The organism is Vibrio sp. AND4, from assembly GCF_000171815.1.
GTDB lineage: Bacteria > Pseudomonadota > Gammaproteobacteria > Enterobacterales > Vibrionaceae > Vibrio.
This window is the reverse complement of the sequence record NZ_ABGR01000004.1, coordinates 246,346-265,719: the sequence shown is the minus strand read 5'-3', so window position 1 is coordinate 265,719 and position 19,374 is coordinate 246,346. Positions and strand designations below refer to the sequence as shown.

Genomic DNA, 19,374 nt, shown 5'->3' with positions numbered 1-19,374 from the left:
AAAATTCAAATATCAGACTTGTAGGAAAGAAATCACAGCCTATAATGCTGAAAACCGGAGCGTCTGCCAACGCTCCGGTTTTTTTGTGTCCGAAGAACAGTGAACTCGTCTGCCAACGATGCCACTACGCAATCTGGGATGACACATATACATATGAATCAAGGAATTACACAATGCGTATCGAACAAGAACTTAAGTTAGGTTTCAAAGATGTACTGTTTCGCCCGAAACGTTCTACCCTTAAGAGCCGTTCTCAAGTAAATTTAACCCGCAATTTTACATTCAAGCACAGTGGCCGTCAATGGTCTGGTGTCCCTGTCATTGCGGCGAACATGGATTCGGTTGGTAGCTTTGCAATGGCGAAAGCGCTGGCAGAGCATGGTGTAATGACCGCTGTTCACAAACACTACACAGTAGAAGACTGGGCAGAGTTTGCAAAATCGGCAGACAAGGCAACCCTAAACAATGTCATGGTGTCGACGGGTACGTCTGAAGCTGATTTCCAAAAAACCAAAGACATCATGGCCATCTCTGATGAGTTCATCTTTATTTGTATCGACATCGCGAACGGTTACTCAGAGCACCTAGTCGAATACGTTCAACGTGTACGTGCCGCATTCCCAGACAAAGTCATCTCTGCGGGTAACGTAGTAACCGGTGACATGTGCGAAGAGCTTATCCTAGCAGGCGCAGACATCGTTAAAGTGGGTATTGGCCCAGGTTCAGTATGTACAACTCGCGTTAAAACAGGTGTTGGTTACCCTCAACTTTCTGCCATTATTGAGTGTGGTGACGCAGCACACGGCCTTGGCGGTGTGATCATCGGCGATGGTGGCTGTTCATGCGCAGGTGACGTGGCAAAAGCATTTGGCGGCGGCGCAGATTTTGTCATGCTAGGCGGTATGCTAGCAGGCCACGAAGAGTCAGGCGGTGAAGTCATCGAGCAAGACGGTAAGAAGTTCATGAAATTTTACGGCATGTCATCACAGTCGGCGATGGAGAAGCACTCAGGTGGTGTTGCTAAGTACCGCGCAGCTGAAGGAAAAACCGTACTATTGCCATATCGTGGTAGCGTAGATGGCACGATTTCAGACATCCTTGGCGGAGTACGTTCAACGTGCACATACGTAGGCGCAGCAAAGCTTAAAGAGCTAACCAAGCGTACGACTTTCATTCGTGTACAAGAGCAAGAGAACAACGTATTCGGTAAAGAGAACTAATCCGACATTTCGGAAAAACCGAACTGTTAAGAGCCGCTTTTTGCGGCTCTTTTTTTGCCTAAAATTTGGTAAGTGGCAGCAAAGTGGCAGCAGAGAAGTATTTTTTATGGCAGCAAGCTACAAATGAGTGATCGGATTATGGCTTATTGCTTCGGATAGGTGATCTGGTGCGAAGTGGGCATAGCGCATAGTCATGCTGATATCGGCGTGACCGAGAATATCCCTCAGCACTAAAATATTGCCGCCATTCATCATAAAGTGACTTGCGAATGAATGACGCAAAACATGGGAAGCTTGGCCAGAGGGCAGGGTGATGCCTAGTTTGTTCTTCAATATGTAGCAGAACGGTGTATAGCACTCTTCAAATAGCTTTTCTGAGGTTGGTTTGTATATCTCGTTGTAAAGCTCCTCAGAGATAGGTACAGAGCGGTTCTTTTTGGTCTTAGTATTGGTGAACGTCACTTTATATTTGCTTAGCTGAGAGCCTTTTAGCTGCGCGGCTTCATTCCAACGCGCCCCTGTAGACAAGCACAGTTTAACTATTTTTATCATATCAGTGCGTTGGTGTTTTTCGACTAGTTCAAGCAAAAGAGTGAGCTGCTCTTTTTGTAAGAAAGCCATGGTTCGCTCGTGGTCTTTAAATGGCTTCACTTCCTCGAGAGGGTTTGGTCCTTTCCACTCACCAATTTCCTTTAACTTACTAAACATACCTTTAAACCTAGCAAGTTCAGAATTAAGAGTCGCGATACTTGGTGGCCCTTTTTGCCAACGTGCGTCTACAAAATTAATTGCACCAGCCATGCGCTCACTTCGAAACTCGGAATAAATTCTAGAGGTGAAAACTGAAGCAATGGGATTGCCCATTGCTTCGGCCATCTTTAGAAATTTACTATAGATGTTCTGACCATTCGAAAGAGTAGCTCCGTAATGCGCAAACCAGATTTCTATTAACTTAGAAAGCCTGCGGTGATCTGGCTTTTCTGCCATCCACGGTTTTTCATCTTTCTGTTTTAATAAGTAGATTTCATAAGCAGCAGCCTCACCTTTGGTCGCAAAGCGCTTACGTATTCGTTTAGCATCTCTTCCATTCGGGAAGCACTGGCATAACCAAGGTTTCTTAGAACCATCTTTTAAGTTACGGATAGACATACTAAAGGCTTAAGTTAACTGTATATAAAAACAGTATAATTTGGCGTAAAACGTAAGACAATGTTTTATCTCGCTCGAAGGGTACAATATGTTACTTTATGCATTTGAGTTATTGGATGAGGCTTAAAGATGAATTATTGGTGGGTTAGTCAGAAACAAACTTTTAAGCAAGAGTTTGAAGGCGGCTATATGTGGTCCCCTAAACAGAATAGAAACGGCACGCAAAGCCACTATTACAACAATATGACGCTTGTTAAGCCTGGCGACGTAGTGTTTTCTTTCGCCAAAGGTTTGATCTTGTCGATAGGTATAGTTCGTTCACATGCTTACTCATACACCAAGCCAACTGAATTCGGTGCAGCAGGAGATGATTGGGCTGATGATGGTTGGAAAGTTGACCTTGAATACCACTTAGTAGAAAACAAAATTCGCCCTAAAGCGCACATAGATTCTATTCGTCCTCTCTTGCCCCAAAAGTACTCGCCATTACAGGATAACGGGAATGGTAACCAAGCATACTTATTTCTCGTCCCATTGGACCTTGCATCGAAAGTTGTTGAATTAATAGGAAGCGAAGCTGAAGAGATAATCTTTGGTTTTGCAGATACAACAGAAAATGCAACAGCTTCAGATGTAATTGAACATCAAATCTTCAATGATGCGTCTATCGATGAGACTGAAAAGCACCAAGTGGTGAAGTCGAGAAGAGGCCAAGGTATTTTCCGTAGTAGGTTAGAGCAAGTGGAGTCATTGTGCAGAGTGACAGGGGTTCAATCAAAGAATCACTTAATCGCGAGCCACATAAAACCTTGGGCAGCGTCAAGCAACCAAGAACGTCTCGACGGACACAATGGCCTCCTTCTTGCTCCTCATGTCGATCACCTATTCGATAAAGGGTATATCAGCTTTGAAGATAACGGTGAAATGATAGTTAGCAAGAAGCTCAACCTTGATGTACTTAAAGCATGGTCAATTACACAAGGTAATTATGGTCACTTCTCCAAACTCCAGCAAGAATATTTAAGTTACCATAGGTTGCATGTCCTGAAGTGATTTTAGTGAAGCTTACCTACAAACGGATGAGTCTTTTCAACAGTACCTTATCGTTCGAAGTGGGTAAATTACCCTATAACAATAGTGAGTAAAAAGAAAAAATGGAACAAATAATTCACAATTTGAAGGACCCTTCTTGGTGGTTTACAGGTATCTTCTTTATAGTTTTGGGAATTGTATTGACTTGGCTCGCACCAAAAATATCAAGATTGCTCCCATATTATAAGGTTGAGTATGGTAGATGGCAGAATTTTAGACGACTAAGTTTTATTCATAAAAATCGTCAACATAAAGTGCTTATCAATTGGCATATTGCTAGGTATTGGGCAATCGCAACACTCAGCACGTTATACATGGTTTTTGCAGCGTTGATGTACATGATTTCTCCTGAAATTATCTCAAACGGGTACAATCGACTTGCTCTTTCGGCGCTGGTCTTACCTGCCTATATATTAAACTTTATTGTTATAGAAACCAAAAAGGAAACTTTAAGTTTAGTTCAGGCGCACATAGCTTGGAATCAGCGGGGTAATAGAAATAATCTTTGAAATAGACGTTTGAAAAAATGATAAGATTGTTACGTAATATTGGGATATTTTTAAGGTGGCGTGCGGGGGCATCACAAGTGTGTTGCTTCCCGCTTTATTTTATATTTATAAGTGATGTTCTATGATTATACTCCAGCATATTATTGATTATTTACCTTTAATAAATGCGCTTTCTATTCCGTTTTTTTTACTATTTGGACAATCTTATTTTAAGAAAAAAGGTGAGCTTAAAGCTCTCAGAGAAGAGTTCCGTGAAATCCATAAACAGTTAATACAAAACACAGTGGCCACTGAAGAAATAAAATACAAAACTCAGAGGAAGGCTGATGCTAGAACAAAGGCAATGAATGAAATTTTAACAGCTTTAGCGGAGATTGATGTTACTCGAAGAAACTGGCAGTTTTTTGTTTATTTTCGTAAAAAAAAGCTTACTGAAACAAGTATTGAAGAAATCGGTATGTTGGATCTTTCAGACATATCAGAGCAATTGAATCAGTACCTTCTTGTAGTAACCAGGAATACAATTCACTTTAATGATGAGGTGAAAATGCTTGCTCTAAAATGGTTTGAGCAAGTTTATAACATCCTATATAGAATGGAAGCCGTATATCGAGCATCTGAAGACTATCACAAAGATAAAATCGTTACTGACGGTGATAAAATCACATGGATGTTGAAACTGTTAGAAACAGAAGTTTCTCCACTTGAAGATGAAATAAGTCAAACTAAAAGTGTATTAACTGAAATGATATCTGTGGATTTCAATTCCCATGTCTAAGGCTCCTTTCAAGACTATTTACTCTAACTATAGCTAATTGTAGGTGGGCCCTAACTGATGTTTTATATTGTTAAGTAATACGAGCCGAGCCCCATTTACTAAAAGGCTTGGCTTTCCCCAATCCCTGAGGTTATATCAGCCTGACCGTCATGATATCAGTACCCAAGATGAGTATTTCGATGCGCTCCGCGATTTCCGTCCCTAACCTTTATCACACTACTTACCTTTTTCGATTCACATCAGCTTTACCTCAGAATGTCCGAACAACTCGATCTAGATTTAAAGGAACAACAATCAATAAATCTTTATTAAACGATAAATAATTTCAATTGAATAAGGTTCTTAGTTTGGGTACAGTGTACGGATTGTTCATGGGGGGATAAAGAGTGATATGGTAAGCTTTATTTTTGCGGGAAGTTGTAAATGTATAAAAATCCAACCGATTTAGAGCTGCTTGAATGTATATACAACAACTATAGATCTGAGTTCGAATTGTATGATTCAGATGAAAAAATCAAGGAAAGAAGTATATATGTTCACATAGACTGCAATTTAATTGCAGAAAAATTGAGTTCAGATCCTCAATTGGTTTTTGGTCGATTGTATTACCATTTAGCAAATATATATAAATACCAGCATTCCAGAGGTGTTGAGGTTAAGTTGTTTGAGTTTAAAATAGATGATCAACACCACTGTATACATTTTCCTGTTTTGGCCTCAGCTGTAGCTAATCTAAAATCTGAATATAAACGTTATCAATACACACTTATAGCTTCGATATTAGCGGTAATAGTGGCCGTTGGCGCGGCATCAGTAACGGCATACGATGTATTGTTTTCAAAAATATAACAACGTTATATTATTGAATAAAAATTCGTTTCTTTAGGCGGTATGCCTGAATCTAAAAGGTTTCTCTGCGCCGCGTAAAATAGATTTAATAAATCTAAAACCTATTTCTAACCGAAATTATTTTACAGTAAAATTTATTCACAGTGTAATGATTGGGTTTTATTAAATCTGAAATAATTTTGATTTTTGAATAACTGATATAAACAAAATTTACCAAAATCGTAATGCAAAATACAAATAAGTATGTGCAATATGATTGTTTTATTGATATTAGGAGTTGATATGCTGGCACCAGTTATAAGTTTTATAAATATGAAAGGAGGAGTTGGGAAAACAACGCTTTGTATTAGTGTTGCTGATTATCTAGCTAACACCCTTAAAAAATCTGTTCTAGTGATAGACATAGACCCTCAATTCAATGCAACTCAATCTTTTTTGAATAAGTATGATCGTATTGAAGAGTATCTTAGTGAACTAAAACCTAATAAGAAAACGATTCGAAGCATATTTGAAGTTCCAACTCAAGTAATGGAAAGAGCTAAAACAGCAAGTAAAGATGACGTCATTATAAACCTAGCCGATAACCTTGACATGATTCTTGGTGATCTTGATATAATTTTCGATACTGGTTCTGAATCGATAAGAGTTCATAAAGTTCAACGATTCATTCAAGATCACAATCTTAGAAATCATTATGACTACATTCTTATTGATAGCCCACCAACAATATCTTTATTTACGGACGCAGCACTTATAGCATCTGATTATTATTTAGTTCCGGTGAAAATTGATCATTATTCGGTGCTTGGTGCTGCGAGTTTGATTAGTGTTGTCGAAAATTTGAAGTTCAATTACTCTCACACTATTAAACCGTTAGGGTTTGTATATACTAACACTGATAATACACTTACAGACAAGACTAAGGGTATTAAGGAAGAATTTGAGAGTATGCAAAAATCCCATAACATTAAAGATGATTTATATTATTTCACATCAAGACTATCACATGTAAGAGATCTTATGGTTGGTGTACAAGGTAATATAGCCTCTAGTTATTCTAAATCACGGACTGATATTAGATCCATTTGTTATGAACTTATTGAAAGAATAAATGTTCTAGAGGAAGGTAAAAATGGAAATCAACAAATCTAGTAATTATTTCATAATTAAGCTCAAGAGTGATAATCTTTCAAAAGAAACGTTTTTAGGTATCATCGTTCTTCTTTTGATGAACAAGTCTATCTTTGTTAAAAACTCTTATGTTTCTGAATTTATAGAGGGTATATTTGACTTTAAAGTACCTTATTATGCAACCAAATCTCGAACGTTGATGGTTGCTAAGATATGTCGAATTATAATAGGTCTTGATGACAAAAAAATAATATTAAGTCATAAAAAAGCTCTATCTTATCTAAATGAAATGTTGGATTCTGATGTTGATAGAAATATCCATAACAAGAAAAAAAGTAAAAACTCACTATCTAACATGAATAAATGGATGGGCGGAATCTTGGACAAGAATGGATGATTTCTCGTTATCCATTTGGTTCGCAGCAGGAACTTAAAGTTTTCATGATTGTAGTGGAAGATAAATTTATAGATCTTCAAGATAGAAATCTACTTGCTAGTTCTTTTAAGTTGATATTTTTTTTAAAGTTAATGGTTGAACATAATCATAATATTAATCATAAAAGAAATATTAATGGGGCTATTTATGACTCATTGAATGGAATAGTCTCTATCTTTAACTCAAGAGAAAGGTACTTGTACCTCAACCTCAGGTCACTAATTGAGCATATAGCTAGGATTGCACTTGATAAAAGATACGGTTCCAAAGATTTTGATTGTAGTGTAAGGAGAAATGACTTTTTATATTTAAAAAGTGAAGTAGCCAGTGAAAATTGGAAGTATATGCATGAAACATATAGCCGAGCATGTCATTATATACATGCTTCTCCTAAAGTAAATTTAAACATAAACGCTACATTTACTGATTTATTATATAAAGACAGTACATCAACACAGTCGAAGCAGATTCGTCTATTTCAAAAAGTGTTGTCTGAGACGATTAAAATATTCATTTCTTATTATTATATAGATATTTCAAATACATTTTTTCGGGCGCAATGGGAATTGAAATTTCTATTAGGTAATAACTTATATAAGGAATATAAAAAAATGAATAATCATTAATCTAGTTAATCTATTAAGATTTTTTGTTTGAGGTACTTTTCCCAAAAATATCTCAGTGTGACCTCGTGCTCTGAAGTGGCAAAAACACCAATCAAAAAAAGGCTGCCAATCTGGCAGCCTTTGTGGTTTGCAAGCAAAGTTGTTATTGCCCTCTCCCCGTGGGCAGAGTGATAATAATCTAGTTGAATATTCGTTCTACCCTAAACTAGAACGGCTGCGAGTCAGCTCAAAGAAAGAATTCCGCTGTTAACACTTTTCCATAACCAATGCGACTCGCCCTACAACTCTCACTTCATCTTCATCAACGGTTAACGTTGAGCCATTAAAACTGATCGCCAGCTTCTTGCCTGGCAAACGCTGAATATCGTTTAGCGAGAGTAGGCCGTCCATGTCTATAAGATATGTACCACTAATAGCTTGCTGATTCTCTTTATCGACAATATACGTATTTCCACCATCACGAATAGCCATTGGATTTGCTACTTCAATATCATTTAAATATGACTTATCGAACGTGAGGGTTTTTAGGTTTACTAGCTTTCCTCGAGTAATGTTGAACGAGTCAATATCGAACAAGAATTTTGTCTCAAGACGTTTCGATTGATGTTTTTGGGATTCTCTGTTCGGAAATGGCTCGCCTTCTCCAAGCGTAAGCCACTTTAATGATGCACCTGTGTACATGTGTGCTCTCAATACGATTTCGAATGGGCAAAGTTCACGTTTATGCCAGGTAGCTATTGTCGAGGCAGAAACGTCTAGCTTTTCTCCGAGCTCTCTTATTGTCCTAGTTCCCAATATTTCATGGAGCCTATCTGTGACAAGCTTCCCACCTTGATAATCAAAAGGGGTCATTTTGACTTGATCTGTTCGCATATACGATCAATAATCCAATTCAAATGGACTGCGAGCTGCAACTCATAAGTCCGGTGTTCAACATTCAATAACGTAAAAGGATAGCATTATGCTCTCATATCAAGTAGTCCTAAATACGCCTTTCATGACGTACGACCAATACTCTCAATTCTCTGGCATGCCAAAACGCACCATCATGGATTGGGTTGCCGATGGTCGCTTACCTATTAAAACCAAAGCAAAAGGTAAAGAAACACCGTTGATCAACATGGTGGCTTTACTCGAAATCGCGACTCGTGAAGCCATGCAGAACTTAGGTTGATAACCATGCGCTTATCTTCCCTGATTCCAACCAAAGAGTATTGCCCACTGTGGCTCAATATTCTTGGTTGGGCTTTTGTTTTCGTACCGTTTGTCTTCAATTGAGTATTGGCTATGAACAATATTGACTCAATGTGCGAATTCCGTGGCTCTAAACAAAAAGCGTTTAACGAAGCGTGTTGTGCATTTGCAAACTCGGAGAACATGACCAAGTTAGCAAAGGCCGTAGGCATGAATGCCACCATGCTGCGTAATAAGCTCAACCCAGAACAGCCGCACATACTTACCAATGTAGAACTTGTGATGATCACCAAGGCGAGTGGCAACTTCACCATTCTTAATAGTCTTTTGCTTGGCCTCGGTGTGGTGACCGCACAAATCCCTCATGATGCGAGTGAAGAGACTTTCATTAAACGTGCATTAGAAAACGCGGTGCACTCGGGTGATTTATCTCGCATGGCTTTAGAGCATGCAGGAAAAGATCGCCTTAGCCGCACGAACAAACACGCGATCATCCAGAAAGCACAAGCTGGCATCAGCAACCTTGTGCTTCTTATCAACGATATAGAAAGCCGCACGAAAGGCGTTTCCCCATTCTTAGCTATGAGTGTGGATTTGGTCGCCAATGGTTCAGCCATTCCCGGTTTAAGTTAAGGAGTTCCAATGTCAGAGGCTATCCCAGTTTATTCCGCACCGTATCACTTACCTTGTCCAGATATGGTGGCATACAGCTTAAACCAAGAGCAGAAAGCCAAAGGGCTAGAAAAGCTGCAAGAAGTAAGAGCGAGCCTAAAAGAAAAGCGCTTAGATGCACTTCTTTCTGAGCGTGCTGAGTTAGTCGCTCAAGGTGAAAGTACACAAAGTTTTATTGAGCAATCGAAGCTCAAACGAAAAATTATACTTATTGATTTAGAAGCCAGCCGCCTAAAAGAACGCTGGAGTTAGACCCCTTATATACCTAGCCATTTGGCACTTTTGCCTACGCCCTTATCCCTCTTTAGGAATATCGAGGGAGGGCTTCTTTTATCCAAAACTAGAGGAACTGAATATGAGTAAGGTACATGTAATTAAAGTCCAATCTGAACATTTTAGTGAAGTATTGGCTCACCGTAAGACAAACGAAGTTCGACTCAATGACCGAGATTATCAAGCTGGCGACTGTTTAAACCTGCGAGAAATCGATTCAAGCGGACAAATTACAGGGCAGGAAGTGAACGCAGAAGTAAGCCACGTTTTGCAAGGCGGTCAGTTTGGTGTAGCAGAAGGTTGGTGCGTCTTGTCCTTGAAGAATGGGACTAATGAATCGGCTTCTATCTTGATTTCATTACTGCGCGATCGCCTTCAAGAGACTTGTGATTGTATCGATGCTGGGCATGACATTGTCCGAAACGCTGGACACAGCACAACTGATGCAGAAAGAACCGCTAATGATGCTCGAGAATTCATCGCATTTGCTGACGACTTTCTTACCAAGATTGGTAAGGAGTAGGTATGCAAACTTACGTAGCAGTGCAGTTAGATATTGGAGGTTGCGTGGTTCGCCATGAGGAGACGGCTCAAGTTATGAATCGGCTTGTAGGTGAGTTTGCGAACTTCGATGATGCAGTAGGTGCGGCATGCGTGCAATTAGACTGTAAGCAACAGATGAATGGCGTGCTCGTTAAAGGTAATCACACCGGTGGCCACATGATTGTGACCACTCAAGAACTGGAAGCGTTATGAAGCACTCAAAACTCGCTTCGCTGGAAGTAAACGGTGATCGATTAGAGCTGTTTGAAGGACGAGCGCGTCGCCATGAAAAGTGCGTAGTCGTTTATTTTGTTGGGCCTGAAGGGTGGGGTATAACGATGAACATTCGCCCTGACAGCTTAGAAACTTTCAAAGGTGACGAACAGCTTCAAAGAGATTTTATTAGGCTTGCAAAAGATAAGTTAGGGTTGGAGTAAGTGCAAACCTATTACCAACCGCTCAAGCCACTCCGTAATATCTACATGCGCCCTCTCAATCCAATCGATGAGGGGGCTATTTGCGTTCTGCGTGGTTATCACCCTCCTACTGACGTCGAGCCAAATAACCAAAACTTCATTGAGCGTGATCTATATCAGCTCAATCCGCATGATCATGTTTGGCGTACTGAAAACAAGTTCTTTAGCGATTTACCGCTTTATCTAACCAAGTACTTTGCCAAACGCTACAAAGCTATTTTTGAATCAAATGGGCGTAATGCAGCGAATGTCTATTTGCGCACCAAAGCTAAGCCAGCGGCAGAACGCGCGCGTTTAGTTTTATCTAAATACAACAAATTACCGACAACACAGAAAGTCGCTTTGCTGAGTGAAGAGTATGAAACCACTGAGCAAAGTCACTTTAGTGCCAATCAACAGATTTACTTTGATTTTGAGCAGGCAGGGAAAAACCGTAAGCCTGTGCAATTTCGCCTAATTGCAGAGTTAGAGCAAGATGAACTCAAAGAGATGGCCAATCAAATTGCAAATGTTGTCGACGGTTATATCCAACTAGAAACTGCGAAATACCATTCAGCAACGGACTTGGGCACGACAATGGCAGTTGTTTTTACCTATGAACAAGCCGCAGACTTTGTCGCTAATAACTTTGGTATCAAGCCGCCACGTAAATATAAAGACCAATCTGAGCTTTCAGCACTTCAAGATATCTCTAGACTAATCAGCGATAAGTGGTGGCTTAACCGATTAAAGAAAGTTCGCAAGATCATGCGAGAGCACCTTGCTATTGCAATGGGCCAGGTATCGTCGAAAGCCTCTCCTTATTCGTCGTGGGATTGCATCCGAGAATATAAAGCACAACAAAAGCGCAACTGGGATGCTATTCAGAACATGCTGATACGTGATGAAGAAACCGAAGAAGAATTTGAACTTAAAGATATGGTTCTTAAAAGCGTTTCTAACCCAGCCATTCGTCGTCATGAGTTGATGGTGCGTTGTCGTGGCTGCGAAGACATTGGTAATGAGCTTGGTCTACAAGGTCTGTTTTTAACTCTGACTACGCCATCGCGTTTTCATAATAGCTATAAAAAGGGTGGTTTTATCCCTCATTGGGACGGTTCAAGCCCTCGTGATGCACAGCAATACCTGAATACTATTTGGCAACGCATACGCACGAATCTTTGTAACAAAGATATTCGTTGGTTTGGTGTACGTGTTGCTGAGCCACATCATGATGGAACGCCGCACTGGCACTTGTTGATTTGGGTAAAACCTGAGGAGAAGAAGCGTGTCACTGAAATTTTTATTGATTATGCCACTCAGGAAGATAAGCAAGAACTCTTTATTAACGGTGAGTTTGACCACAAACCTCGCTGTGATGTTGAAGAAATTGATCCTGAGAAAGGCACTGCTACTGGCTACATCGCTAAGTATATTTCAAAAAATATTGATGGATTTGCGATGGATAATGAGGTGTCTGATGAAACTGGCCATTCAGTAAGAGAAATGGCGAAGAACGTGAGTGCTTGGAAGAACCGTTGGAACATTCGTCAGTTTCAGTTCTTTGGTGGTGCACCTGTTACGACTTATCGAGAGCTACGCCGATTTGCTAACAATGATAAAGCAAGTTTCGTTAAGTACCTTACCCAGCTGGGTTACAACGAGCTATTCAACATCTATGAAGAGTTAGACCTTAAAGTCGGTAGAAAGCTTGTTGGCCCACCAGTTCCTAGCGCCGTAATCCGAAAATCGTCAAAGTACGATAGTAAATATTTGTTCACGTTACTTGGTGAGCTCTATCAACCTGATATGGAGCATGAAGATGGTACTGTGGTAGGTGTCATGAAAGCAGCTGATCATGGTAACTGGCACGGTTACATTATGGGGCAGGGCGGTCCTTTTGTTAAACGCCGTGACCTGCTGGTGAGGAACATTTATGAAGAGCTCCCATTTGCATCACCACATGGTGAAACGGTCAAAAAACTAAAAGGCTTTGATGCTTTGGGCGTGTATTTGAAAACTCGCTTAAGAGACTTTGTCATCACAACAAAAGAGAAATCAGAGCTCAAAAAACAAGTTAAGTATGAGTTCGATAAGCCGAGCTCAAACCCTGCTTCTTGGAAATTCAAAAAGCGCACCATTACATTTGTTGAAGCATCTAAAGCTGAAGCTAGCGCCCATGGGAGCGAAGCGACCGCTTTTGGAGCCTCTGGCTCCTCTCGGAGTTCTGTCAATAACTGTACGTTGGAGCCTCAGCAAGGTGCAGGTCGGGTATTAAACCCAGATATTGAATACGAAATATCGCGGATAATTCGAGAGTATGACTTAGCCAGCAGCTTTAGAAGTGACCTTTTAAACGGTAGGTGGCTGATGTTGAGTCAAACGAAGAGCATAAAACTCAGGTTCGGAGCCAATGAGCGGCAACCTGATCACCTTGTTTATCGAAATACAGAGCAGAAAGAACCGAGTTGGTTTGATGAAGTAGAGCCAATTGAATCTACACAACCCAATAAAGATGAATACATTCAACCGAACCTGTCGACTTTTTCTAGTTCTGCACCGATTTTGGTGGATGAATGGCCTCTAATTTAGAAAAGGCAGTATGAGTAAACAAATTCAGCGGTACATAACGCTGGCGTTTATCCTTGGTTTTGCGTCTACTTTGGGGTGAACTAATTCTCGTAACCGATGCCTGTAAAAAAACACCTGTTTACCACTGTATTAATATACAGTAGTATTCACATGTCGTTGTAGAGGGTATTGATATGTCTGATAAAAACCAGTTATTCCAGCAAGCACTGGAACTCATCATTGATGGAGTCGCATTAAGTACAGAGGCCGAAAGCCGAGCGCAGGTCGGAGCGTATTTGATGGGATTGGTGGTAGCAGATAATCAAGGCAAGCTTGATAGCGATAAGGTGGAAGCCATTAAGATGATCATTCAAATGGCCGATGAGGCGGATAGCCCTGAATTTAAGCTATAGCATTGAGATCTGCTGCTTCAGTTCTTTCTGTTGTTCTGGGCCTAGTGCTTTAACCAGGCTAAAGGCCATTTGCGAAGTTGTTTTTGCAGAGGGGCTAAGGGAGTGGCTAAAAGAAAGATTCATTACGAACGAGTGGCCACATTCTGGGTCACTACAACTACAATATAAGTCGCTATAATTCGCTGAAATACGGTTTGTTTTTTGAATGCGTGCTTTCTCATCACACTCTGGGCAAATCACTCTCATATAACACCATGAACCTATCTAAATGACGGGTCCATGGTACTAAATTATGGTGAGGATTTATACAGTTCGATTGTTCTATTCTACGCTAGGAAAGATCTATTATTTCTTGCAAAGTGATGGGTCAGCAGCAAACCTCTTAGCGTAAAATGGGAGGTGGCCTATCGGAGTACCCGAACACGCTTGTAGACCAGCCTTTTCATACCTGGACTCATAAATTGAAGGGGTTATTAGTATTAAAACAAAGGCAATTCCGACGAATGCTAATGAAGATAGCGGTATTGTTCCACCATATCTATCTTCCCAACGTTCCCCTGTAATGATGAAGAAAGTGCTGATTATGGTCATTACAAGTGTAAAAATACCCATAGGAATTAGGGCAAAATTGAATCTTGAGTATGTTTCTACATCACTGATAGGGTCCCAGAATTCTATGATATTTAAGCATCCCGCGTAGAGTGAATACACGGTAATTGCAGCAAAAATTAAGATTCCTGCTGTAAGGGTACAAATTGGTTTAAGTTTATTTATAATGGATCTCATATTCATATTGGTTTCAATATTAATTCGTTAATAGATTGTTTAATGAAACGTTTTAGTTCAGCCTCGATTACTTTTTTCCCAGTTTCCAGAGTTCCTTCTAGAAGCATTTCAGTAGTGTCTAGTATACCGTCATGTACTTCTTTTTTTAGCTCTCGCCCTTTCTCGACAGCTTCTTGCTGAGCTTTTTCTAGCAACTCAATAACCTGTGCTGTTATTCCAAAGTGCTCATCTAGTTCATTAAGTGCAAATGCCGCAAGAGAACCAACAATAACAACGGCAGCTAAATGAACAGCAACGAAAGATGTCGCTGTTAATGCAATTGCTCCAGCCATACCTGCAACTAACGAAGATATCCCAATTTTTACAATGTCAGTAGCTAGGGAACCGATTAGGGTAGTTAAATAGACCTCATCATTCAGTATGTAGTCAAGAACTCTGAAGCCAGCCGCGACATAAAACGTTAAGACCGTACCTGATTTTATTGAATTGGCCAGTCCGTACTTTCCTATGCCCAGTTGTACAATCTGAGGGTTGTCTAATCTGTATCGTGTTCCTGTGAGAATCCGTCTCAAGCCAGAATATCCACTCAGTTTAATAATCTCATTACCTAAGTGATTGAGAGATACTGCCGCTTTCATACCGAGGGTTGCTTTTATTCCCAGCTTAGTAGCTTTGAGGCCGTGCACATTAAACTGAGCAATTACCATGGAAGTGGTCACTACATCTTTACCATTCACACCATAATTTATCATCACTTGGGCCCCTGTCGGGGTAGTGACTGATTTCCAAGTATCCTTAGTATCTTTCCAGCCCCAGCTTTGAAGTACCTTAAACGCTTCTTCCAATGTTAAGATCATTACTTCAGTGTGATTATTCTGCAGTTCTAGTCGTAGAGTATTGTCTGGAAGTTCTTTGGTGTTGATGTACTCACCTTTAGTAAAATCATACGGTGGCCAATACATATTCTCTGGTGCGATATTTACTGTTTTAGCTGGCGCTGTTTGTTGAGCTGTTGCCGGCGCATACTTGGATTTCTTTAATGGTGGCAGAAAACCTTGACCGACTCCCGGTGTGATTCGAGATGCTCGAGCTTCATTTTGGAAGGCCATAGAGGTTTTGGGGAAGAATGAGTCTACGTTAGCATCTGAGTTTACTACAGGTGCGTTATTCATCTCTGCTTCATAAGCCATCGAACCTTCAGGGAAAATACTTTTCTTATCACTCATTATCTAGCCACCTAAATTAAAAATGATCTGTGATTCTAGGAGCGCTAGAAAAAAAATTGACCTAAATACATAGTGATTTTTACTAAACCATTGCGGTTGTGAAGGACCTCACAACTTACGAGTCACCTCTTCTTTCCAACCTTGAGGAGCGATACTCCATATAGCCACCGCACCCGGTGGCTTTTTTGTGCCTGCCACACAGCGCCACCGAAAGCATGCCCAACCCACGGAAAACGCACTACTCCTCCCCACCTGAAGCGTTTTCGATCTCATTTTTTCGCAATTCTATTTCAGCGAAATTCTGCCATCGCTAAGAAGGGTTAACGAGCCGTTAGCCCTTTTGGAATAACGGGGCTTGCCGAAAGTTAATGGTGCTCAGAATGGCTTATATTGCGTCTAATGAAATTGCGAAGAGTGCAAAAAATTGCAAGAAAGTGAAATTCTGACGATCATTGTTGATCTGATGTGGTTTGTTAAGTTGCTGAAATAAAGATGTTTTTGTGTTTTAGGTCGGTTTTTTAATGATCTTTTGTGTTTGTCTGACGATCATTTTGATAGTGCGACAGCCCTTAACAGTAAAGGGCTGAGCGCAAATCAGAGAGAAAAACAAAATTGCAAAAAATATCACTGCTCTTAAGTCGCAACGTTGTCGAGATTAAAGGCTAAATGCAGGTGTTTTGGTACCTCTGGGTCACTGTTTACGGCATCCATAAACATCTCACACGCAGGGATAACCTCGTTTTTGCAATACACGTAGTCAAACTTGATTGGATCACCACGTGTGCCTCCATTGGGGATAATTGCAGCCAGCTCAACAGGAAAGCGGTGCCCGGTGATCACCTCTTGCGCGGTCACATTCTTTATCTTTTCGTATTCATCTTTTGTGGCAATATCACCGACAGGGATAAGTTGAATCCCTTTCTCATTGCCGTTTGGGATATTAATAAACATCGAACGGAAGTTACCCACGCCGCGGCTTGAAGCCATCTTTTCCTTCAGGTCATCTTCATCTTCTTTACTCAGATTTGGGTCGGTCGCGTAAAAGATAAAGCCCATGTGCAAACCGTTCTTATAGTAACGGCGGCGAAAGGTGGTTGAGTCCTGGCTCAGGAGTGCAGATTGAACACACCCCAAGTAATCAGGCCCGCCATAAACCTGCTGAACAGGGTCATATTGCTTGATGAAAATGATGTCTTCTTTCTTGTATCGTTTTTGTTTGTTATCACGTTCTAGAAAAGCGAAGTCGCCGTTCTTACGCTTTCGCAAATACATGGTGGGTATTGGCCATAGTCCGACGACTTTCCCAAAATAGTCTCGAAGCTTAAGCAAAGCTGTATCACCAAACTCCAAGAAGTCATGCACAGCCGATTGCATTTGTTGTTTCAGCATTCCCCCTTGAGTGTAACGGCCCGCAATCATATTCCGGCGAGCCATTAAAATGGAGCCGTGATAGGCGTTGGCTCGTGTGAGTTTGTTTAAGCCAGCTCTATCAAGCGGCGGTTCCCAGTAGTCGCCATCTTCGTTGTAATACAACTCGCTGTAATCGTAATTGGTAAAATCACGATTCATGATTTCAGGCTCACCAAAGCTAAACATCAGGCTTTCATCTTTGGTGGCTGTTTCGTTTATTTGTTCAGTCATTGGTTAAACCTGCCAGGTTGATTTACGTTTCGCTGTGTGGTCGAGAGGTTCGTTTATACAGGCATGAGAGATAGCCCAAAATGCATCGGCATGACCGGTTAACTCGCTACGCTCTGCTTTGAAAGTCATGCTGTTGCCGCTGTTGGTGGTTGCTCGCTTAATGGCCATGAAGGCCATGGCAATGTCTTTGTGCTCAGCATCAAATTGAATTCGATTAGCTTCGACCACATCAATCATTTTCATCACTAATCGGTTTTTACTTTCGTTGCTGTATTGAATCGCCACGGTTTCTCGTGGGTGTTTTTTGCTGAGTAAGTCATACACACCTGCACCAATGCCTGTGGTATCAATACCTAAATAGCTGACGTTGTAACGTTCAAACACTTTGGATACCTGCTGCGCTTGGTACTGAAAGTTCAGCCCTCGCCAATAATGCTTTTCAAGGACTCTGAATTTTTCAATAGCGATAACAGGCGGGGCAACCACAACCAAACAGGCGTTGTCTCGAGTTCGGCTAGGGTCGTATCCTAACCAAACCTCACGCCGTTCGAAGGGATCGTTGTCATTGGGCTTAAAGTCCTGCCACCGGCTAATGTCTACCATGGCTTTTTCAAGTGCTGAGAACTTAAAGACTGAGCTGGCACCATCGACGAAAATACACATAAAGAGATTATCGAAGTCGTCTTTGCTGTATTCGTCTCGCAGTTCATCGATATCAAATAGCTCACAGCCTCCCGCTGCCGCGTCCTCAATAGTGACTACGTAACGCCATTGCTTGTCGGGACAGAGCCTTCCACCGTCTCGATACTCATCAAAGGTCGGAAACTCAATATTAGCGCGGGTATCTCGACCTCTTCGCCATTGGTCACCCGTCCAAAAGGTATAAGCCTGGTGCGTTTTAGCCGAAGGGGTCGAGAAGTAGGTTTTGCGCCAGTTCTTGTGAGTGGCCATGGCAGACGCGAGTTTGTTGAGTTCATCGAACTTCGGGATCCAAAAATACTCATCCACATAAACGTGTCCATGATAACTCTGAGCGGTTTTAGAGTTGGTCGATAGAAATCGAAGTTCGGCCCCGTTCGAGAGAATGATCGGGTTACCGGTTAACTCAATACCTAAGAATGATTGTGCAATCGCAATAATGTAGCTTCTGAAAACTTCAGCCTGGGCGCGGGACGCAGACAAGAATATTTGGTTGTCGCCCGTCAATATCGCATCTTCTAACGCCTCGCCGCTGAAATAGTAAGTGGCACCAATCTGACGAGACTTCAAAATATTACGCGTTCGCTGGTGCAGGTTATTACGCATCGTATGTTGATACTCAAAGAGAGATTCATGCCAGGTTGCGAAGTTCTCTTTGGTCAGCTCATCAATGTTGTTCTTCTTTTTACTTTTTTTCTTGCTTGGTTTGTCGTCAGACTTTTTGGAACGCGAGTTACTGCGATGAGTGTTATTCGCCGGTTCCTTTTCTGTTTGAGCTTTTTTCTCTTGGGTGGGTTGGGCTTGAGCGTGGAATTTTTTTAGCTGTACATGGTGCTTGATGAGTCTATCAAGCATATCGAGTTGCCCTTTGGTGGGATTTTTCAACTCAAGCAGGGTTTCAATTCTGCGCGCGATCGACTCATCAATCGTTTGTTCGCGCAGCATGTCACGCCATCCGTGTTTGTCAGCCCAGTGATAAATAATGCGGGTGCTGTTCAAACCTAATTCGGAAGCGATTTCTTTGGGTGTCCAAGCCTTTAAATACAGGGCTCTGGCTGCATGTCGTGTTTCGGGAGTATATGCCATGGGCCAATAATAAGCCCAGTTAACT

23 protein-coding genes are annotated in these 19,374 nt (G+C 41.1%); 16 read left to right on the top strand and 7 right to left on the bottom strand.

Features of this window, described 5'->3' with window-relative positions; all coding sequences use genetic code 11:
* Nucleotides 1-173: 173 nt before the first annotated feature.
* A complete protein-coding gene (locus AND4_RS07950) occupies nt 174-1,220 on the top strand; it encodes a GMP reductase (RefSeq protein WP_009842437.1) in 1,047 nt (348 codons plus the stop codon).
* A 117-nt stretch (nt 1,221-1,337) separates the two neighbouring features.
* Here AND4_RS07950 and AND4_RS07945 read toward each other — a convergent pair whose 3' ends face one another.
* Nucleotides 1,338-2,369, bottom strand: a complete 1,032-nt coding sequence (locus tag AND4_RS07945) for a tyrosine-type recombinase/integrase (RefSeq protein ID WP_009842436.1) — start codon at nt 2,367-2,369, stop codon at nt 1,338-1,340.
* A 129-nt stretch (nt 2,370-2,498) separates the two neighbouring features.
* On the opposite strand from AND4_RS07945, the gene AND4_RS07940 reads away from it, so the two are divergent.
* The 7 genes from AND4_RS07940 to AND4_RS07910 all read left to right on the top strand — a co-directional run bounded on the left by AND4_RS07940 (nt 2,499) and on the right by AND4_RS07910 (nt 7,790).
* Nucleotides 2,499-3,422, top strand: coding sequence for an HNH endonuclease (locus tag AND4_RS07940; RefSeq protein ID WP_009842435.1), 924 nt, complete (start codon nt 2,499-2,501; stop codon nt 3,420-3,422).
* Nucleotides 3,423-3,523: 101 nt separating this feature from the next.
* Nucleotides 3,524-3,970 carry a hypothetical protein gene (locus AND4_RS07935; RefSeq protein ID WP_009842434.1) on the top strand — a complete coding sequence of 149 codons (447 nt, stop codon included), beginning with the start codon at nt 3,524-3,526 and terminating at the stop codon, nt 3,968-3,970.
* A 121-nt stretch (nt 3,971-4,091) separates the two neighbouring features.
* The gene (locus AND4_RS07930; RefSeq protein WP_009842433.1) at nt 4,092-4,748 is read left to right on the top strand and encodes a hypothetical protein; all 657 of its coding nucleotides are present in this window, start codon (nt 4,092-4,094) and stop codon (nt 4,746-4,748) included.
* A gap of 423 nt (nt 4,749-5,171) precedes the next feature.
* Nucleotides 5,172-5,597, top strand: coding sequence for a hypothetical protein (locus tag AND4_RS07925; RefSeq protein WP_009842432.1), 426 nt, complete (start codon nt 5,172-5,174; stop codon nt 5,595-5,597).
* A gap of 282 nt (nt 5,598-5,879) precedes the next feature.
* Entirely contained in the window at nt 5,880-6,749 is an 870-nt protein-coding gene (locus tag AND4_RS07920; protein WP_009842431.1) for an AAA family ATPase, read from the top strand.
* Nucleotides 6,730-7,125, top strand: a complete 396-nt coding sequence (locus AND4_RS07915) for a hypothetical protein (RefSeq protein ID WP_009842430.1) — start codon at nt 6,730-6,732, stop codon at nt 7,123-7,125. Before AND4_RS07920 ends, AND4_RS07915 begins: the two co-directional genes overlap by 20 nt.
* Entirely contained in the window at nt 7,122-7,790 is a 669-nt protein-coding gene (locus AND4_RS07910) for a hypothetical protein (protein WP_009842429.1), read from the top strand. Before AND4_RS07915 ends, AND4_RS07910 begins: the two co-directional genes overlap by 4 nt.
* A gap of 246 nt (nt 7,791-8,036) precedes the next feature.
* Here the strand turns inward: AND4_RS07910 and AND4_RS07905 are convergent, their stop codons facing one another.
* On the bottom strand, nt 8,037-8,663 hold the full coding sequence (locus tag AND4_RS07905; RefSeq protein ID WP_009842428.1) for a helix-turn-helix domain-containing protein: 627 nt from the start codon (nt 8,661-8,663) through the stop codon (nt 8,037-8,039).
* An 88-nt stretch (nt 8,664-8,751) separates the two neighbouring features.
* Here AND4_RS07905 and AND4_RS07900 point away from each other — a divergent pair, with 88 nt between their 5' ends.
* The 8 genes from AND4_RS07900 (at nt 8,752) to AND4_RS07865 (ending at nt 13,911) form a co-directional block, all read left to right on the top strand.
* Nucleotides 8,752-8,964, top strand: a complete 213-nt coding sequence (locus AND4_RS07900; RefSeq protein WP_005530092.1) for a hypothetical protein — start codon at nt 8,752-8,754, stop codon at nt 8,962-8,964.
* Nucleotides 8,965-9,077: 113 nt separating this feature from the next.
* Nucleotides 9,078-9,617, top strand: a complete 540-nt coding sequence (locus tag AND4_RS07895; protein WP_009842427.1) for a phage regulatory CII family protein — start codon at nt 9,078-9,080, stop codon at nt 9,615-9,617.
* Nucleotides 9,618-9,626: 9 nt separating this feature from the next.
* Entirely contained in the window at nt 9,627-9,908 is a 282-nt protein-coding gene (locus AND4_RS07890; RefSeq protein ID WP_009842426.1) for a hypothetical protein, read from the top strand.
* A gap of 97 nt (nt 9,909-10,005) precedes the next feature.
* Nucleotides 10,006-10,452 carry a DUF3850 domain-containing protein gene (locus tag AND4_RS07885; protein WP_144017049.1) on the top strand — a complete coding sequence of 149 codons (447 nt, stop codon included), beginning with the start codon at nt 10,006-10,008 and terminating at the stop codon, nt 10,450-10,452.
* Between the two features lie 2 nt (nt 10,453-10,454).
* Nucleotides 10,455-10,685, top strand: a complete 231-nt coding sequence (locus AND4_RS07880; protein ID WP_009842424.1) for a hypothetical protein — start codon at nt 10,455-10,457, stop codon at nt 10,683-10,685.
* The gene (locus AND4_RS07875; RefSeq protein ID WP_009842423.1) at nt 10,682-10,909 is read left to right on the top strand and encodes a hypothetical protein; all 228 of its coding nucleotides are present in this window, start codon (nt 10,682-10,684) and stop codon (nt 10,907-10,909) included. Before AND4_RS07880 ends, AND4_RS07875 begins: the two co-directional genes overlap by 4 nt.
* Nucleotides 10,910-10,954: 45 nt before the next feature.
* Nucleotides 10,955-13,519: a replication endonuclease gene (locus AND4_RS07870; RefSeq protein WP_043991561.1), complete on the top strand. Its 2,565-nt coding sequence runs from the start codon at nt 10,955-10,957 to the stop codon at nt 13,517-13,519.
* A 173-nt stretch (nt 13,520-13,692) separates the two neighbouring features.
* Nucleotides 13,693-13,911, top strand: coding sequence for a hypothetical protein (locus AND4_RS07865; protein ID WP_009842421.1), 219 nt, complete (start codon nt 13,693-13,695; stop codon nt 13,909-13,911).
* Here AND4_RS07865 and AND4_RS07860 read toward each other — a convergent pair.
* The 5 genes from AND4_RS07860 to AND4_RS07840 form a co-directional block, all read right to left on the bottom strand.
* A complete protein-coding gene (locus AND4_RS07860; RefSeq protein WP_009842420.1) occupies nt 13,906-14,157 on the bottom strand; it encodes an ogr/Delta-like zinc finger family protein in 252 nt (83 codons plus the stop codon). The genes AND4_RS07865 and AND4_RS07860 overlap by 6 nt on opposite strands.
* Nucleotides 14,158-14,256: 99 nt before the next feature.
* Complete coding sequence (locus AND4_RS07855) at nt 14,257-14,703, bottom strand: hypothetical protein (RefSeq protein ID WP_009842419.1); 447 nt, start codon at nt 14,701-14,703, stop codon at nt 14,257-14,259.
* A complete protein-coding gene (locus tag AND4_RS07850) occupies nt 14,700-15,923 on the bottom strand; it encodes a hypothetical protein (RefSeq protein ID WP_009842418.1) in 1,224 nt (407 codons plus the stop codon). Before AND4_RS07850 ends, AND4_RS07855 begins: the two co-directional genes overlap by 4 nt.
* Before the next feature lie 633 nt (nt 15,924-16,556).
* Complete coding sequence (locus AND4_RS07845) at nt 16,557-17,564, bottom strand: phage portal protein (protein WP_009842417.1); 1,008 nt, start codon at nt 17,562-17,564, stop codon at nt 16,557-16,559.
* Nucleotides 17,565-17,567: 3 nt separating this feature from the next.
* Complete coding sequence (locus AND4_RS07840) at nt 17,568-19,349, bottom strand: terminase family protein (RefSeq protein ID WP_043991543.1); 1,782 nt, start codon at nt 19,347-19,349, stop codon at nt 17,568-17,570.
* Between the last annotated feature and the right edge of the window lie 25 nt (nt 19,350-19,374).

Coding starts and splice junctions, on each gene's coding strand:
- AND4_RS07950 (WP_009842437.1), top strand. CDS start 174: ATGCGTATCGAACAAGAACTTAAGTTAGGTTTCAAAGATGTACTGTTT.
- AND4_RS07945 (WP_009842436.1), bottom strand. CDS start 2,369: ATGTCTATCCGTAACTTAAAAGATGGTTCTAAGAAACCTTGGTTATGC.
- AND4_RS07940 (WP_009842435.1), top strand. CDS start 2,499: ATGAATTATTGGTGGGTTAGTCAGAAACAAACTTTTAAGCAAGAGTTT.
- AND4_RS07935 (WP_009842434.1), top strand. CDS start 3,524: ATGGAACAAATAATTCACAATTTGAAGGACCCTTCTTGGTGGTTTACA.
- AND4_RS07930 (WP_009842433.1), top strand. CDS start 4,092: ATGATTATACTCCAGCATATTATTGATTATTTACCTTTAATAAATGCG.
- AND4_RS07925 (WP_009842432.1), top strand. CDS start 5,172: ATGTATAAAAATCCAACCGATTTAGAGCTGCTTGAATGTATATACAAC.
- AND4_RS07920 (WP_009842431.1), top strand. CDS start 5,880: ATGCTGGCACCAGTTATAAGTTTTATAAATATGAAAGGAGGAGTTGGG.
- AND4_RS07915 (WP_009842430.1), top strand. CDS start 6,730: ATGGAAATCAACAAATCTAGTAATTATTTCATAATTAAGCTCAAGAGT.
- AND4_RS07910 (WP_009842429.1), top strand. CDS start 7,122: ATGATTTCTCGTTATCCATTTGGTTCGCAGCAGGAACTTAAAGTTTTC.
- AND4_RS07905 (WP_009842428.1), bottom strand. CDS start 8,663: ATGCGAACAGATCAAGTCAAAATGACCCCTTTTGATTATCAAGGTGGG.
- AND4_RS07900 (WP_005530092.1), top strand. CDS start 8,752: ATGCTCTCATATCAAGTAGTCCTAAATACGCCTTTCATGACGTACGAC.
- AND4_RS07895 (WP_009842427.1), top strand. CDS start 9,078: ATGAACAATATTGACTCAATGTGCGAATTCCGTGGCTCTAAACAAAAA.
- AND4_RS07890 (WP_009842426.1), top strand. CDS start 9,627: ATGTCAGAGGCTATCCCAGTTTATTCCGCACCGTATCACTTACCTTGT.
- AND4_RS07880 (WP_009842424.1), top strand. CDS start 10,455: ATGCAAACTTACGTAGCAGTGCAGTTAGATATTGGAGGTTGCGTGGTT.
- AND4_RS07875 (WP_009842423.1), top strand. CDS start 10,682: ATGAAGCACTCAAAACTCGCTTCGCTGGAAGTAAACGGTGATCGATTA.
- AND4_RS07870 (WP_043991561.1), top strand. CDS start 10,955: ATGCGCCCTCTCAATCCAATCGATGAGGGGGCTATTTGCGTTCTGCGT.
- AND4_RS07865 (WP_009842421.1), top strand. CDS start 13,693: ATGTCTGATAAAAACCAGTTATTCCAGCAAGCACTGGAACTCATCATT.
- AND4_RS07860 (WP_009842420.1), bottom strand. CDS start 14,157: ATGAGAGTGATTTGCCCAGAGTGTGATGAGAAAGCACGCATTCAAAAA.
- AND4_RS07855 (WP_009842419.1), bottom strand. CDS start 14,703: ATGAATATGAGATCCATTATAAATAAACTTAAACCAATTTGTACCCTT.
- AND4_RS07850 (WP_009842418.1), bottom strand. CDS start 15,923: ATGAGTGATAAGAAAAGTATTTTCCCTGAAGGTTCGATGGCTTATGAA.
- AND4_RS07845 (WP_009842417.1), bottom strand. CDS start 17,564: ATGACTGAACAAATAAACGAAACAGCCACCAAAGATGAAAGCCTGATG.
- AND4_RS07840 (WP_043991543.1), bottom strand. CDS start 19,349: ATGGCATATACTCCCGAAACACGACATGCAGCCAGAGCCCTGTATTTA.